We start from the raw sequence: 14,573 nt of genomic DNA on the forward strand, positions 1-14,573 counted from the left end.
GGATATGTCGGATCTCTCCGAATACAGGACGAACCTGCCGGCGACGGCCGATCTCATCGATGCTGCCCGACCCGGCAACGTCGCGGCCATCATCAGCCGGATCGAGGATGCGGTCGAAGAAGAAACCGCCGCGATCCGTACCGACGTCCATTTCGACATCAAGGCGTCGAACGCCCGCAAGAGCCGCTATCTCTACGAACTGACCCGCGCCACCAAGGGCCTGGTCGAGGGCGACTATCCGAGCGAGCTCAAGGTCGGTGTCGAACGCCTGCGCGACAAGCTCGTCGCCAATGAGCGTGCAATCCTCGCCCATCTCAGCGCCGTCACCGAAGTCGCCTCCCTGCTCCGCGACGCCATCCAGCGCTCCGAGGCGGACGGCACCTACTCGGCCAACGAATTCGGGTGGGCGCGGTGATCAAGTTCATCGCGGCGGCGCTGTGGATTGTCGCCGTGACCCTCGGCGCGGTCTTCTATTCGTTCCAGGCCGCCGCCAACCTGCCGGCGACCGAGGAGCAGAAACCGCTGCTCGGCGGCCTCGACTACGTCAAGACCGACGTTATCTCGGTTCCGTTGCTCAGGGGCGAGCGCGTGCAGGGCTATTTCCTGACGCGCCTCGTCTATACAGTCGAGCCCAAGGAAGTCTCCAAGCTGTCAGTGCCAATGGACTCCCTGCTCGTTGACCAGGTCTATTCGTATCTCTACGGCAATCCGCAGATCGACTTCACCGCATATGAGAAGCTCGATCTCGACGGCTTTCGCAACGGCATCCGCGACGCCATCAACACCCGAGTCGGCTCAAAGCTGATCCACGAGGTGATGGTCGAGCAGATCGACTTCCTGACCCCCGACGACGTCCGCGACAATGCCGTGCGCCAGCGTGAATCCGCTGCCGCAGCAGCAGCCGCCGAGGCGGCAAAGCCGGCGGAAGCGGCTCCAGCCAAGGCACATTGACCCCGGCAGGCAGCCGATCTGGCTGCCTTGAGCACCGGTTCACGCGAGCAATGCCAGCCAATTCTACGTTGACGTAAACGTAAGATGCCAGCTATAGGCAATGCAGTCCTGTGACATGGCCGGTTCGTCCGGATTGGTCCGGGGGAGGCCGGGCGCAGAGCGCCTTTCAGGAAAAGACCAGGAGAGAGCCATGAGCATTCAGGCAGTCGCAGACAAGATCAAGGCGAAGGTGGAGAGCGCCGGCTTTGGTCGCTCGATCAAGTTCGACACCGGCAGCGATGGCGTCATCGTCATAGACGGCAACACCCTGTCGACGACGGACGGTCCGGCCGACTGCACCATCAAGCTGTCGCTCGATGACCTCGAGTCGCTGATCGCTGGCGAGCTCAACCCGACGATGGCGTTCATGACCGGCAAGATCAAGGTCGAGGGCGACATGTCGGTGGCCATGAGCCTGAGCCAGTTGCTCTAAGCCGACCAGCCTATCGCAATGAGAAAAGCCCGGCGGCGACGCCGGGCTTTTTCTATGCACAACTCATGCGCATCCACTACCCATGCAATGCAACCGCAATGAAGTGGGTCCACATCGCACGCAGGGACGATTTGCGATGTGGAGCTTCATATGACCCGAAATCGACTGGCCGCAGTGGCTGCGACCCTGTGTGTTGTGGCCCTCGCGGGCTGTGTGGACGACCGGTATGACCGAGACTGGGATGGCCCCAGGCACGGCCCTCGCAGTTGGGACGGCCCGAGAGGCGGCCCCCGCAACTGGGATGGTCCACGTGGGCCGCGCAACTGGGATGGCCCGCGCGAATATCCCAGGCATGGCCCACCGCCGCGTCCCCGCGGAGAACCGCTCGACTGCAGAGGCGGACCGGCGACGACGCCGTCGCCCGATTGCATCGACCAGCCAAGGCCGCGCCGCTTTGCCGACGACTGACCTCAAAGGCCGGGTTCGCCCGGCCTTTCTCATTCGTGACGGGAGAACGGTCCGGCCAATTCGCCCGGTAATGTCCCCACAACAATTGAAGCCCACACCGCCCCGGTCAAATCCAACCGGAGTGTCATGTGAAGCGAATTCGACTGATTTCCCTGGCTGCAACCCTTTGCGCGGTAACCCTCGCAGGCTGCGTGGACGATCGCTACGGCCCGCCGCGCTGGGACGATACGCGCTATCCACCGCGCCATGGCGACGACTACACGCGTTATCCGCCACGTCATGGCGGAGATCAGCCGCGCTATCACCCCCGTCCGCCGGTGCCGCCAATGCCGCCGCGCCCACCCCGCGCACCACGCCCGCCATTCTCGGAGCCGGTGTTCTGCACCCAGGAGTATGGCCGGCCACGGCATCCGGATTGCGACGACAGGGGGCGGCCACGCCGAGGCGGCGACCACTACTACACCACCGAACGGTGACGGACGGAGCCGCGCCTCATCAGCGGGCACGGCGCCTTTCGCAACAATCCCACATCCGACGTGGAGTCGAAGGTGAGACGCCTAGCAGCAGTGGTAATCGTAATGGCTAGCGTTCTGCCGCTGTCGGGCTGCGGATACCTTGCCTCTGCTATCAGCTCGGATCACGGCTACGCCTTGGAGCAACAGCGGCCTTCAAGCCTGCCGCTGTCGCCTCAGCCGTCGATCGGTTGCGTCAAGGACAGGATGCCGTCGCCGACCTGCTTTCCGGCCGCTCCAGGCCGCATGTCGGCCTGGAGGTAACGCTTGCAAGCTCGCGTCACGCGGCCGGACGGGAACACCGACTAGAGCGCGGCACGCCCTGCCGGACGCGCAAAGGACACGCCCGTGCTTTCAGCACCCGCGTCCCCCTTGCCGAACGTTGAGCCCGACTTGCGAGCCGAAGCGCCGAGCTTGCGGCCAGCTGCCTTGAGCACGCCCCTGGCGCCGTCCAGTGCGCCGGGCACGAGCTCCAGCGCCAGGAAGCGGTCGCGCTCGTAGGGGCCAGGCATCGAAAGCTGGCCGGTCTTCTCGGCGGTAAAGCCGAAGCGCGCGTAATAAGGCGCGTCGCCGACGAGCAGGATGGCGCGGTGGCCAAGGCGCGCGGCCTCAGCGATCGCCTGGCGCATAAGCGCCGAGCCGATGCCGGCACCCTTGGCCGACGGATCGACGGCGAGCGGGCCGAGCAGAAGCGCGGCCGGGCCGCCTTCGCCGAGGCGTACGTCCCAGAGCCGCACGGTACCTGTGACCGCGCCCTCGGAATCGCGCGCGATCAGCGCCAGGCCTTCGGACGGGCGGCGGCCACGCCGCAGCTTCTCCGACGACTTCTTGCGCCGCTTCGGGCCCATGGCACGGTCGAGCAGCGCCTCGCGCGCGGCGATGTCGGCAAGGGTTTCAGCCACGACGATGAAGCCGGGCGAGGTTTCGATGGTTTCTTTTTCGATATGCATGTCCGCGATCCTTCACGAGCGGATAACTGTTCCACAAGCGAACCCGAGCGGGCGCCGATGCGCCCGCGCCGGGGTGATCTGATCAACTCTTGCGAGCTGTCAGATCACGTAGGATCGGAGAGGCTCGAAGCCGTTGAAGGCGACCGACGAGTAGGTCGTCGTGTAGGCGCCGGTGCCCTCGATCAGCACCTCGTCGCCGATGGTCAGCGACAGGGGCAGCGGGTACGGCGTCTTTTCATACATGACGTCGGCCGAGTCGCAGGTCGGGCCGGCGAGCACGCAAGGAGCAACCTCGTCGCCATCGCGGTCCGTCACGATCGGGTAGCGGATCGCTTCGTCCATCGTCTCGGCGAGACCGCCGAACTTGCCGATGTCGAGGAACACCCAGCGCACATTGTCGTTGTCGGCCTTCTTGGAGATCAAAACGACTTCCGACTTGATGACGCCAGCGTTGCCGACCATGCCACGGCCCGGCTCGATGATGGTCTCCGGGATGTTGTTGCCGAAGTGCTTCGACAGCGCCTCGAAGATGGCCTGGCCATAGGCCTGGGCAGCCGGCACGTCGCGCAGGTAGCGCGTCGGGAAGCCGCCGCCCATGTTGACCATGCCGAGCATGATGCCTTCTTCGGCCAGCTTGGCGAACACCTTCTTGGCGTCGGCCAGTGCACGATCCCAGGCGGTCAGGTCGGTCTGCTGCGAGCCGACGTGGAACGATACGCCATAAGCGTCGAGGCCGAGCGACTTGGCAACGCGCAGCACGTCCACGGCCATGGCCGGCACGCAGCCGAATTTGCGCGACAGTGGCCATTCGGCGCCTTCGCCATCGGTCAGCACGCGGCAGAACACACGCGAACCGGGAGCGGCGCGCGCGACCTTCTCGACCTCTTCGACGCTGTCGACGGCGAACAGGCGGATGCCGAGCTCGAAGGCACGCGCGATGTCGCGCTCCTTTTTGATGGTGTTGCCGAAGGATATGCGCTCGGCCGGAGCGCCGGCATCCATGGCCATCTCGATTTCGGCAACCGAAGCGGTGTCGAAGGACGAGCCCATGCCGGCGAGCAGACGCAGGATCTCAGGTGCCGGGTTTGCCTTCACCGCGTAATAGACCTTGGACTCCGGCATCGCCTTCTCGAAGGCGCGGAAATTGTCGCGCACGACATCAAGGTCGACGACCAGGCAAGGGCCGGACGGACGCCGGGTGGCGAGGAAGTCGAGGATGCGCTGAGTGGCCATAGGTCTCTCCATCGCGCGGTCCTGCCGCGCAAAAAATCAACAAGCTGCGGGACGGCCGTTCCCGGCCACGGAATCCCGCGGTGGACAAAGACATGACCGCTATTTGATGGATCCAGCCTGTGGAGACCCTGGAACCATAAATGCGCTTCACGCGGCGGTGAACCTAAGCCAGCCCGGCTTCGGTTCGCTTTGTCTGCCTTGGCTTGGAAATGGGAGAACCCGTTCCGCACTGCCGGCAATGAAGGTGTGCCTCTTCAGTAACCCCGGCTTTTGGACAGCCGGAAGAGAACCAGAAAGGCCCGCACCGTCGTTGCTTCAAGGTGTCCTCGATTTTGCGGTTGGCCGCTAAATCGACTGGAGGGGTTAGCTCCAGTTACCTTACCGATTTCCTCGCCATTCGAGGGATCGGCGGACACCCACAGGCACGTGCGACTTTGGGCAAGCGCGGATATATGGCTCGTGACCGTCACAATCAATTAAAATCTCATGGCGGGTTGAAAAAATTCAAACGCTGAACAATGTTGGAGATATCGTAAACAGGCTTCGAACGATGACCAGCACATCCGACCGCTTCAACGCATTTCTCGATGTGCCGCAAGTACCTGTTTTCAATACGGAAACCGGGCCGCTGACGGGGCTACGGCTAGCGGTCAAGGACATCTACGACGTAGCCGGCTACAAGACCGGCTGCGGCAACCCTGGAAAGGCTGCCATCGCCGAGCCGGCCGCCAGAACCGGCCCTGCGATACAAATCCTGTTCGATGCCGGTGCGCGATTCGTCGGCAAAACCCAGACCGACGAACTCGCCTTCTCGCTGATGGGCCAGAACGCGCACTTTCCGCATCCGATCAATCCCGCCGCGCCGAACCGCGTCACCGGCGGCTCGTCGTCGGGATCGGCGGCAGCAGTCGCAGGCAAGCTTGTCGACGTCGCCATCGGCTCCGACACCGGCGGCTCGATCCGGGCGCCGGCGAGCTTCTGCGGGCTGATCGGCCTGCGCACCACCCATGGACTGATTTCGCTCGACGGCGCGATGAAACTGGCGCCGAGCCTTGACACCTTCGGCTGGTTCGCACGCGATATCGAAGCCTATGAGACAGTCGCGAAGCTGCTGATCGACGAAGATGCCCATCGCGACCAGCTGACAAGGCTCGTTGCGCTCGACTGGCTCGACAGCCTGCCGACAGGCCAGGACGAAGCCGCCGAATACCAGCGGATGCGCCGGCATCCCGAGGCGACCCTTGGCCCGGTTGCCAAGACTGGTCCCCTCTCCTTTTCACCTGACGAACTCTACTGGTGCTTCCGCAAGGTCCAGGCCTACGAGGCCTGGCAAGAGCACGGCGCCTGGATCGCTTCCGGAGATCGCGGCCTCGGGCCAGGTGTCAAGGAACGCTTCGAATTCGGCGCCACCATCTCCGCGTCAGACTATGCCGCCGAGATCGAGAGGCGCGACGCGTTTCGCCGGGAGCTCGCTGCACTGCTCGGCGCGGATGGCATCCTGGTCCTGCCGACGGTACCGGGAGCCGCGCCGCTAGCCAGCGGTAGCCATGACGAGCTTCTCGCCTATCGCGAGCGCGCTTTGATGCTGCTGTGTCTGTCCGGCCTGTCGGGCTTCCCGCAGATCACATTGCCGATCGGCACGGTCGACGGCGCGCCATTCGGGCTGTCGCTGCTCGGCCCCGCCGGCAGCGACCTCGCGCTGATCCGGTTGGGACACCGCGTGCTCGACGCCGCAGGCACAAAGGGCTGACATCATGGACACACTCACCCGCATGCGCGCCTTTATCGACGTGGTCGAGGCCGAAGGCTTCTCTGCCGCCGCGCGCAAGATCGGCCGTTCCAAGGCGCTGCTGTCCAAATATGTGCGTGAGCTCGAGGATGAGCTCGGCGCGCTGCTGCTCAACCGCACGACAAGGCAGTTCTCGCTGACCGAGGCCGGCCACACCTATTACAGGCGCGCCTCCGAGATCATCCGCGAGGTCGACAGCCTAGCCGATGCCGTGCGCGAATCCTCCGGCGACGTGCGCGGCCGGGTCAAGCTGTCGGCGCCACGCACCTTTGCCGACGCGCCGATCGGCCGCTCGCTGATCGACTTTGCCAAGGCACATCCTGATATCGTTCTCGAGATCCATCTCGACGACCGCTTCGTCGATCTTGTCGAGGAAGGCTTCGACCTCGCCATCCGAATCTCCAGGCTAGAGAATTCGTCGCTGATCGCCCGGCGCCTGGCGCCGTTCGGCATCCGGGTCTGCGCCTCGCCCGAGCTGATCGAAAAATACGGCATGCCGAAAAAGCCGGCGGATCTGGCCAACGTTCCCTGCATCATCGACACCAACGGTCGCTACATGTCGAACTGGCCATTCTCGGGCGAGACCGGCGATATCATGACCGTTTCGGTGTCGGGCCCGATGGAGGTCAACAGCCCAATGGCGGCACGGGCCGCTGCCGTTGCCGGCCTCGGCTTTTCCATCCTGCCCGATTTCATCGCCGCCCCCGATCTCGATTCCGGCCGGCTGGTGCCGGTGCTCGACGACCGCCGCCTCGGCGGCGGCGGCATCTTCGCGGTGTACCCGCACCGGCGCTATCTTCCGGCGAAGATCCGGGTCTTCGTCGACTTCCTTGTGCAGTGGTTCAAGACCAATCCTTGCGACCATGCCGTTTAGTTGAACGGCAGCCGTCCCACTTTCGCCCGGTTTCTGATAATTGTCGGCATCACCCAACAGGTCGGGCCGCCGGAGCGATGATTCTGAAGACTTCCAAGACGATGCTGGCCACGGCGGCAGTGGCCCTGCTGACAATGACAGTGCCGGCGAGCGTCCACCCGCACGTCTTCGCCGAAGCGCGACTCGATGTGATGCTCAACCCCGACCAGACGGTGAAATCGCTCAGGCATCTGTGGCGGTTCGACGACCTGTTTTCCAGCACCGTGCTGATGGAGTTCGACAAGAACTCCAACCTCAAACTCGATGACAGTGAGCTGGCGGAGGTGTCCAAGACGGTTTTCGAGTCGATCGGCGAGTACAATTACTTCCAGGTCGTGACCTTGGACGGCAAGGACATAGCCATGAAGCCGCCGGCCAACCTGGTCGCCAACTTCGAAGACCAGCAGCTCATCATCCTGTTCGAGACCGAGCCGAAGGAACCGTTGAAGCTTGCCGGCAAGATCGATTTCGGCGTCTACGACCCGACCTTCTACACGGCGATCGACTTCACCGAGGATTCCAACCTGAACGTCGCCGGCCTGCCTTCGACCTGCAAGCAGAGCGTCATCCGTCCCGACCCGGACGAAGCGATCGCACAGAACCAGTCGAAGCTGACCGATGCGTTCTTCAACGATCCGTCGGGCACCGACATGAGCAAGATTTTTGCCACGCGCCTGGAATTGAACTGCCAAGCTAAAGGGTGACGCCGTGAAGAAGATGACCATCCGCGCGATCTTCGCCCTCCTGCTGATCACCTACGTGCTCAGCCATTTTTTCACCGGCCACGCGCACGCCCAGAGCTCGCTCGGCATCGGCACCAACGAAGCGATGGTGCCGTCGACTGGGTTGTTCTCCGAGTTACTCGACTGGATCAACGTCCATCAGCAGCAGTTCTACCGCTCGCTGACCGGTTCGTTGAAGGCGATGCGCGACGGCGAAAGCGGCGGCATCTGGCTGCTCGTCGGCCTGTCCTTCTCCTACGGTATCTTCCACGCAGCCGGCCCCGGCCACGGCAAGGCGGTGATCTCGTCCTACATGCTCGCCAACGAAGTGGCGTTGCGCCGCGGCGTCATGCTGTCCTTCGTCTCGGCCTTCCTGCAGGGTGCGACGGCGGTCGTGCTGATGACGCTGGTGTTTCTTGTATTGCGCGGCACCTCGGTGTCGATGACCAATGCCACCTGGTTCCTGGAAACGGTGAGTTATGCGCTGATCGCCGCCTTCGGTGCCTGGCTTTTGTGGAAGAAGCTCAAGCCAATGGCGTTTCTGGCAGGTGCTGCCCCGGTGCACAGCCTGTCGGCCGCCCATGTCCATGCGCATGATCATCGTGATCACGACCACGCCACCTGTGGCCATGACCGCTCGCACGACCACCATGACCACGCCGCGTGCGGCCACGACCATTCGCATGATCATCACGATCACGCGCACGCTCATCAAGCCCACAACCATGCGCACCACGACCATGGGCACAGCCACCATGCTCACGCTCACGCCGTGGGCGAAGTCTGCTCAACCTGCGGCCACTCGCATGCGCCTGATCCCAGGATGCTCGAAGGCAAGCACTTCGACTGGCGCACGGCCTGGTCGGCGGTTGCAGCCGTAGGCATCCGCCCCTGCTCCGGCGCGCTGATCGTGCTCAGCTTCGCCTTCCTCAACGGCCTGTGGGCCGGCGGCATCCTGTCGGTTTTCGCCATGGCGCTGGGCACAGCCATCACCGTCTCGACGCTGGCCGTGCTTGCGGTGACCGCCAAGAACTGGGCGGTGGCCATTGCCGGTGACGGCCGCGCTGGAAACCGCGTCCACAATACGATCGAGATCGGCGGCGCGGCACTCGTCATGCTGCTGGGCCTGGTACTGCTGGCCGCTAGCCTGAAGGCTTGAGCGGGCTCACGGCCCGCAACGTTCCTGACCTGCAGATCTGGTCCGCGCACAAAAGAAATCCGCCCTGGAGTTGCGGCTGCCAGGGCGGAATGGGTGAACCACGTCCTGCGTGGTTTCGAGTGCCTACATCGTGGTCTTCTTGGTCGTGACGGCCGGTGCGGCGTGCTTCTTGTGCTTCTTGACCTTCTTGTGGTGCACCGGCTTCCTGGCCGCGACCTTCTTCACAAGCGGCGTGGCCGCCTTGTTGGTGGTGGTCGTCGCGGCTGCGGCGGGAGCTGCCGTGTAGCCGGCGGCACTGGCGGAGCTGGCGGTCAGGACCGGGGCCGAGAAGGCCATGGCGACGGTCATGCCAAGAGCGGTCAGCAGGGTCTTGTTGACGTTCATGATCAGGTTCCTTTGCACGAGGTGCATTGTTGAGGGCATGTTTGAGCTCGCCGGTCAGGGTTCGATCGGTTGCACTCCAAGCATCTTCAGTGCTGTCGCATAAGCGCGGATGCCCTGGGCCTGCTGGTTGCCGGCACAGAATTTCATCGCCTTTTTCTGAAGAGCTTTCGCTTCGGCGGCCCGTTTCGCCTCGGCGTGTTCAGTGATCTCGTCAGTGAATTGCTGCTGCAGCCTGTTGCAACGGTCGGTCCTCGTAACTGTTCCCTTTGCCTGCGGCTGGGTGCTGGCTGCGCCAATTGAAAGTGCAGCGAGCAGTACGATCATCGAACTGGTCACTAACTTTCGCATGTCGGTTCCAGCACCCGTGGTTGAAGCAGCACGGTTGTTATCGCGGAACGACTTGTCGGGTTTCTTTCCGGTTTGCAGTGTTTTGTTTCTGGATTGTAACTGCCGCCTCAGGCGCTCAAGTTCTCGTGTTTTCTGCTCAAAACCTTAGTTTGACCTCATTTCGCCAAGGTCCGCGCCGATCCCCTTCGGATCGAGCCGAGGTGCGAAAAAGTGAAAACCGATGCCCATGTCCTGATCGTCGACGACGACAGGGAAATCCGCGACCTGCTCCAGGAATTCTTCGTCAAGCACGGCATGCGCGTCTCGGGCGCGCGCGACGATGACGAGATGCAGGCAGCCCTGCGCCGCGCCCCTGTCGACCTGATCATCCTCGACGTCATGCTGCCCGGCAAAAGCGGCCTCGACATCTGCCGCGACCTGCGCACGCATTCGAGGATACCGATCATCATGCTGACGGCGGTCACCGAGACCATCGACCGCGTCGTCGGGCTGGAGATGGGCGCCGACGACTACGTGCCCAAGCCCTTCGACCCGCGCGAGCTGCTTGCCCGGGCGCGCGCCGTGCTGCGCCGGCCGAGCGCTGCCGGAACGGCACATCGGCCGGTGCCGCAGGTCTACAAATTCGCCGGCTGGACCCTCGATTCCTCCCGCCGCAGGCTGCTCAGGCCGGACGACGTCCGCGTCGAACTGACGACCGCCGAATTCAACCTGCTGCACACGCTGGTGCGCAGCGCCCAGCGCGTGCTGAGCCGCGAGCAGCTCGTCGAGCTCTCCAACCAGAACGGCGACTACAGCTACGACCGCAGCGTCGACATCCTGGTGAGCCGCCTGCGCCGCAAGATGGAGGACAATCCGCGCGCGCCGAAGCTTGTGCTGACCGTGCGCGGCGGCGGCTATCAGTTCGTGCCGGAGGTATCAGCCGAATGAGATGGCCCCTGCCACGGTCGCTGCCGGCCTGGGTGCTTCTGATCGTCATCGCCGGGCTGCTGTCCATCCAGGTCTCGACGCTCTCCATCGTATCGCGCGAGCGCGTCGCCTCCAACAACATCCTCGACCTGTTCCGCCTCAACGACCGGGCGCTGTCGCTGGCAAAGCTGATGTACGCGGAACAGCCGCTGGATCGCACCCGCATCGCCGCCGGCCTGTCCGTCCCGCCGCATGTGCTGACCACCTCGGATGTGCCTGCCGTAAGCTCCGTCATCCCCGCAGATGACGAGATGGCCGAACTCGAAGACATCATCGTCGGCCGGCTCTCGAAATACGGCATCCAGGAAGCGCGTGTTCGGCGCGAGATGCCGAAGCCAAAACCGAGCCTGAATTCGATGGAGCCCGACCAGAGCGTGGGCAGCGTCGAACGCGAGCTGCTCGACCTGTCTTCCGACATCACCAACAGCGACACGCTGGTGGCATCGATCGAATTCAAGGACGGGCAGTGGCTCAACTTCACCATGAAGGCAACGCCGCCCAGCCCCGTGCTCAACAGCGACAGCCTGCCGCTTTACGGTTCGGTGGCGGCGCTCGTGGTGGCGCTGTCGATTTGGTCGCTGCGCCGGCTGACGGCACCTTACCGCGCGCTCGAAAGCGCAGTCCGGCGCATCGGCGACGACCTGAAAAGCCCGCCTCTGGATGAACGTGGCAGCAGCGAATACAAGTCCGCTGCAAGGGCGGTGAACACCATGCAGGCGCGGCTGAAGGAGTATGTCGAGGACCGCGAACTGCTGGCGGCAGCCCTGGCGCATGACCTCAGGACACCGCTGACCCGCATTCGCCTGCGCCTCGAGCTGTTGCGCAACTCACCGCTTCGCACAGCGCTGATGCACAATCTGGCCGACATCGAGGCGATCTCTGCCTCCGTGCTCGACTTCGCCATCTACGAAGCCAAGGACGAGGCTTCGGAAAGGATCGACTTCTGGTCGCTCGTCGATTCGGTTGCCGACGGCAATCCGCATGTCGTCTTCAACGGCGCCCGTCACCACGCCCGTGGACTTGTCTGCCAAGGCCAGGCTATCGTACTGCGCCGATGCGTGACCAATCTCGTCGATAATGCGGTGAAATATGGCGGCAACGCACGCCTGGCCTTGTCGCAGAACAACGGACAGCTGCTGCTCACCATCGACGATTCCGGGCCAGGCATCCCCGATGCAAAGATGGAAACGATCTTCCGGCCATTCATCCGCATCGAAGGCTCGCGCAACCGCCAGACCGGCGGCTTCGGTCTGGGCCTGACGATTGCCCGCAACATTGCCCGCCGCTTTGGCGGCGACGTGACGCTCAAGAACCGCAGCGGCGGCGGCTTGCGCGCCGAGCTGACGATACCGCTGGCCGAAGCCGCGAAGGCCGCAGTGGCCGGATAGGATCAGGTGGGGTCAGTTGCCGTTCTTGCGCTGGCTGCGGCCGCGCAGCCAGAACACGCCGAAGAAGGCGAGTACGAAGCACACGGCGATCACGCCTGCGGCAGCGGTCGAATAGTTGCCGACAGCAAGCATGACCTTCGGCAGGAAGAACGCCGAGACGCCGAAGATGATCATGATCCATGCGGCGGCGACGGCGGCGTGGCGGGTCTTGGTGTCCATCGGCGTGGCCCTAACATCTCGTTGCGTCCGGACCGCGCCCGGCAAGGTTCAGCTACATAGCGCCCGTTGGCGTTTCAGCCAACGCGCCATCACTGGTTCGATTGTCGCATGCCTTGCTGTCGAGCCCAAAAGTTGCCCGCGGGCAACTCAGGCGCCGAATTCGGCACGGAAGTCCTCGAGCTTGCGTTTCTGCTGGCCCGCCGCATCGAAATTGGCCGGATCGAGCCAAGCGTCGTAGGCCTCGAGCAAGGCCGGCCATTCCTTGTCGATGATCGAGTACCACGCCGTGTCGCGGTTTTCGCCCTTGGTCACCATGTGCTGGCGGAAGATGCCCTCGAACTTGAAGCCGAACCGCTCGGCCGCACGCTTGGACGGCTCGTTGCGGTTGTTGCACTTCCACTCGTAGCGGCGGTAGCCAAGTTCGAAGATGTAGCGCGCAAACAGGAACTGCGCCTCGGTCGCCGCAGGTTTGCGCGAGACGATGTCGCTCCAGTAGATGTTGCCTATCTCGATGACGCCGAAATTCGGGTCGATGCGCATCAAGGTCTGCCGCCCGGCCATCTTGCCGCTGGCCTTGTCGATGACGACGAAGAAAAGCGGGTCTTCGCTTGCCGCCGACTTGTCGAGCCAGGGTTGGAAGTCGGCGCGGGTCTGCGGCTTGGTGTCGAAGAGCCAGCGGAAGCGGCCTTCGGCGTCCTCGGCGGTCGCCATTTCGTACAGGCGCTCGCCGTGTTTTGCGGCATCGAGCGGCTCAAGGCGGACATAGCGCCCCTCGAGATTGATGCGCTCGGGGCGCGGCCGCGGCTTCCAGTCCTGCAGATTCTCGGACAAGGACGTCTCCAATTCGTTTGACATGGTCGACCGAAGTCTCGCAAAAATTGAGCGCCCCCAACAGAACCAGACGGATAGCCGGAATGCTCCACACGATTGCCGCCTTCGACCGCCTCGGCGAGGAAAATGCCTTTGCCGTATTGGCCCGCGCCACGGCCCTGCTCCATGAGGGGCGCGATATCGTCAATCTGGGCATCGGCCAGCCCGACTTCCGCACGCCCGAGCATATCGTCGAGGCCGCCATCAAGGCGCTGCGCGACGGCCACCACGGCTACACGCCGGCCAACGGCCTGCTGGCGACGCGCGAGGCGGTGGTCCGGCGCACGCTGGCCACGACGGGCATCGAAATGTCGCCAGAAAGTGTGATGATCATGCCCGGCGGCAAGCCGACGATGTTCGCCGCGATCCTGATGTTCGGCGAGCCGGGCGCCGAGATCCTCTATCCCGATCCGGGCTTCCCGATCTATCGCTCGATGATCGAATTCACCGGCGCGACGCCGGTGCCGGTTCCGATGCGCGAGGCCAATGGCTTTGCCTTCTCGGCCGAGGAGACGCTTTCGCTGATCACGCCCAACACGCGGTTGTTGATCCTCAACTCGCCCGCCAACCCGACCGGCGGGGTGACGCCGCGCGTCGAGATCGCCAAGCTGGTCAAGGGCCTCGAGGCCCATCCGCATGTCGCCATCATGTCGGACGAGATCTACGACGTCATGACCTATGACGGCGAAAGCCATGTCTCGCTGCTGACCTTCCCCGAAATCCGCGACCGGCTGATCATCCTCAATGGCTGGTCCAAGACCTGGGCGATGACCGGCTGGCGCATGGGCTGGTCGATCTGGCCGAATGCCCCCGAGGGCGGCCGCCTCTACGACAAGGTGCGCAAGCTCGCCGTCAACTGCTGGTCCTGTGTCAATGCACCGAGCCAGTTCGCCGGCATCGCCGCCATCGACGGCCCGCAGGACGACGTCGAGAAGATGATGCGTGCCTTCGACAACAGGCGCAGGATCGTTGTCGAGGGGCTGAACGCCATCCCGGGCATTTCCTGCGTCACGCCCAAGGGTGCCTTCTACGCCTTCCCCAACATTAGCCAGACCGGCTGGAAGGCCAAGAAGCTGGCCTCGGCTTTGCTTGAGGACGCCGGCGTCGCCCTGATCGGCGGGCCCGACTTCGGCATATTGGGCGAAGGCTACATCAGGCTGTCCTACGCCAACTCGGAAGAAAACATCCTGCGCGCGCTGGAACGCATCGAGGCGTTCCTGGCGAAGTAG

Annotated in this window: 17 protein-coding genes; 11 read left to right on the forward strand and 6 right to left on the reverse strand. The window is 63.8% G+C overall.

Annotation, left to right across the window (positions count from 1 at the left end; all coding sequences use genetic code 11):
- Positions 1–4: 4 nt before the first annotated feature.
- The 4 genes from ACSQ3E_RS04630 (at position 5) to ACSQ3E_RS04645 (ending at position 2,367) form a co-directional block, all read left to right on the forward strand.
- Entirely contained in the window at positions 5–415 is a 411-nt protein-coding gene (locus tag ACSQ3E_RS04630; RefSeq protein WP_310322256.1) for a hypothetical protein, read from the forward strand.
- Complete coding sequence (locus ACSQ3E_RS04635; RefSeq protein WP_436121781.1) at positions 412–951, forward strand: hypothetical protein; 540 nt, start codon at positions 412–414, stop codon at positions 949–951. The genes ACSQ3E_RS04630 and ACSQ3E_RS04635 overlap by 4 nt, the downstream gene beginning before the upstream one ends.
- A gap of 115 nt (positions 952–1,066) precedes the next feature.
- The gene (locus ACSQ3E_RS04640) at positions 1,067–1,423 is read left to right on the forward strand and encodes an SCP2 sterol-binding domain-containing protein (RefSeq protein ID WP_310322263.1); all 357 of its coding nucleotides are present in this window, start codon (positions 1,067–1,069) and stop codon (positions 1,421–1,423) included.
- 659 nt (positions 1,424–2,082) lie between these two features.
- A complete protein-coding gene (locus tag ACSQ3E_RS04645; RefSeq protein ID WP_436121782.1) occupies positions 2,083–2,367 on the forward strand; it encodes a hypothetical protein in 285 nt (94 codons plus the stop codon).
- A 341-nt stretch (positions 2,368–2,708) separates the two neighbouring features.
- Here ACSQ3E_RS04645 and ACSQ3E_RS04650 read toward each other — a convergent pair whose 3' ends face one another.
- On the reverse strand, positions 2,709–3,353 hold the full coding sequence (locus tag ACSQ3E_RS04650) for a GNAT family N-acetyltransferase (protein ID WP_436121783.1): 645 nt from the start codon (positions 3,351–3,353) through the stop codon (positions 2,709–2,711).
- A 99-nt stretch (positions 3,354–3,452) separates the two neighbouring features.
- Complete coding sequence (odc2, locus tag ACSQ3E_RS04655; protein ID WP_310322271.1) at positions 3,453–4,586, reverse strand: ornithine/lysine decarboxylase; 1,134 nt, start codon at positions 4,584–4,586, stop codon at positions 3,453–3,455.
- 550 nt (positions 4,587–5,136) lie between these two features.
- Between odc2 and ACSQ3E_RS04660 the strand changes: the two genes are divergently transcribed.
- From ACSQ3E_RS04660 to ACSQ3E_RS04675, 4 genes are all read left to right on the forward strand, one after another.
- Positions 5,137–6,336: an amidase gene (locus ACSQ3E_RS04660; protein WP_436121784.1), complete on the forward strand. Its 1,200-nt coding sequence runs from the start codon at positions 5,137–5,139 to the stop codon at positions 6,334–6,336.
- Between the two features lie 4 nt (positions 6,337–6,340).
- Positions 6,341–7,249, forward strand: a complete 909-nt coding sequence (locus tag ACSQ3E_RS04665) for a LysR family transcriptional regulator (protein ID WP_310322275.1) — start codon at positions 6,341–6,343, stop codon at positions 7,247–7,249.
- Positions 7,250–7,326: 77 nt separating this feature from the next.
- Positions 7,327–7,992, forward strand: a complete 666-nt coding sequence (locus ACSQ3E_RS04670) for a DUF1007 family protein (RefSeq protein WP_436121785.1) — start codon at positions 7,327–7,329, stop codon at positions 7,990–7,992.
- 4 nt (positions 7,993–7,996) lie between these two features.
- Positions 7,997–9,169, forward strand: coding sequence for a nickel/cobalt transporter (locus ACSQ3E_RS04675; RefSeq protein WP_436121786.1), 1,173 nt, complete (start codon positions 7,997–7,999; stop codon positions 9,167–9,169).
- 123 nt (positions 9,170–9,292) lie between these two features.
- Here ACSQ3E_RS04675 and ACSQ3E_RS04680 read toward each other — a convergent pair whose 3' ends face one another.
- Both ACSQ3E_RS04680 and ACSQ3E_RS04685 read right to left on the reverse strand, forming a co-directional pair.
- Positions 9,293–9,553, reverse strand: coding sequence for a hypothetical protein (locus tag ACSQ3E_RS04680; protein WP_436121787.1), 261 nt, complete (start codon positions 9,551–9,553; stop codon positions 9,293–9,295).
- A 54-nt stretch (positions 9,554–9,607) separates the two neighbouring features.
- Positions 9,608–9,877, reverse strand: coding sequence for a hypothetical protein (locus ACSQ3E_RS04685; protein WP_436121788.1), 270 nt, complete (start codon positions 9,875–9,877; stop codon positions 9,608–9,610).
- A 234-nt stretch (positions 9,878–10,111) separates the two neighbouring features.
- On the opposite strand from ACSQ3E_RS04685, the gene ACSQ3E_RS04690 reads away from it, so the two are divergent.
- Both ACSQ3E_RS04690 and ACSQ3E_RS04695 read left to right on the forward strand, forming a co-directional pair.
- A complete protein-coding gene (locus tag ACSQ3E_RS04690) occupies positions 10,112–10,828 on the forward strand; it encodes a response regulator (RefSeq protein WP_436121789.1) in 717 nt (238 codons plus the stop codon).
- Positions 10,825–12,255, forward strand: a complete 1,431-nt coding sequence (locus tag ACSQ3E_RS04695) for an ATP-binding protein (RefSeq protein WP_436121790.1) — start codon at positions 10,825–10,827, stop codon at positions 12,253–12,255. Before ACSQ3E_RS04690 ends, ACSQ3E_RS04695 begins: the two co-directional genes overlap by 4 nt.
- A 12-nt stretch (positions 12,256–12,267) precedes the next feature.
- Here the strand turns inward: ACSQ3E_RS04695 and ACSQ3E_RS04700 are convergent, their stop codons facing one another.
- Together ACSQ3E_RS04700 and ACSQ3E_RS04705 are read right to left on the reverse strand one after the other, a co-directional pair.
- Complete coding sequence (locus ACSQ3E_RS04700; RefSeq protein ID WP_310322290.1) at positions 12,268–12,474, reverse strand: hypothetical protein; 207 nt, start codon at positions 12,472–12,474, stop codon at positions 12,268–12,270.
- Positions 12,475–12,621: 147 nt separating this feature from the next.
- Complete coding sequence (locus tag ACSQ3E_RS04705) at positions 12,622–13,305, reverse strand: GNAT family N-acetyltransferase (protein WP_310322293.1); 684 nt, start codon at positions 13,303–13,305, stop codon at positions 12,622–12,624.
- Between the two features lie 83 nt (positions 13,306–13,388).
- Between ACSQ3E_RS04705 and ACSQ3E_RS04710 the strand changes: the two genes are divergently transcribed.
- Entirely contained in the window at positions 13,389–14,573 is a 1,185-nt protein-coding gene (locus ACSQ3E_RS04710; protein WP_436121791.1) for a pyridoxal phosphate-dependent aminotransferase, read from the forward strand.

Source organism: Aminobacter sp. LjRoot7 (assembly GCF_964252895.1).
In the GTDB taxonomy this organism is placed as follows: domain Bacteria; phylum Pseudomonadota; class Alphaproteobacteria; order Rhizobiales; family Rhizobiaceae; genus Aminobacter; species Aminobacter aminovorans_B.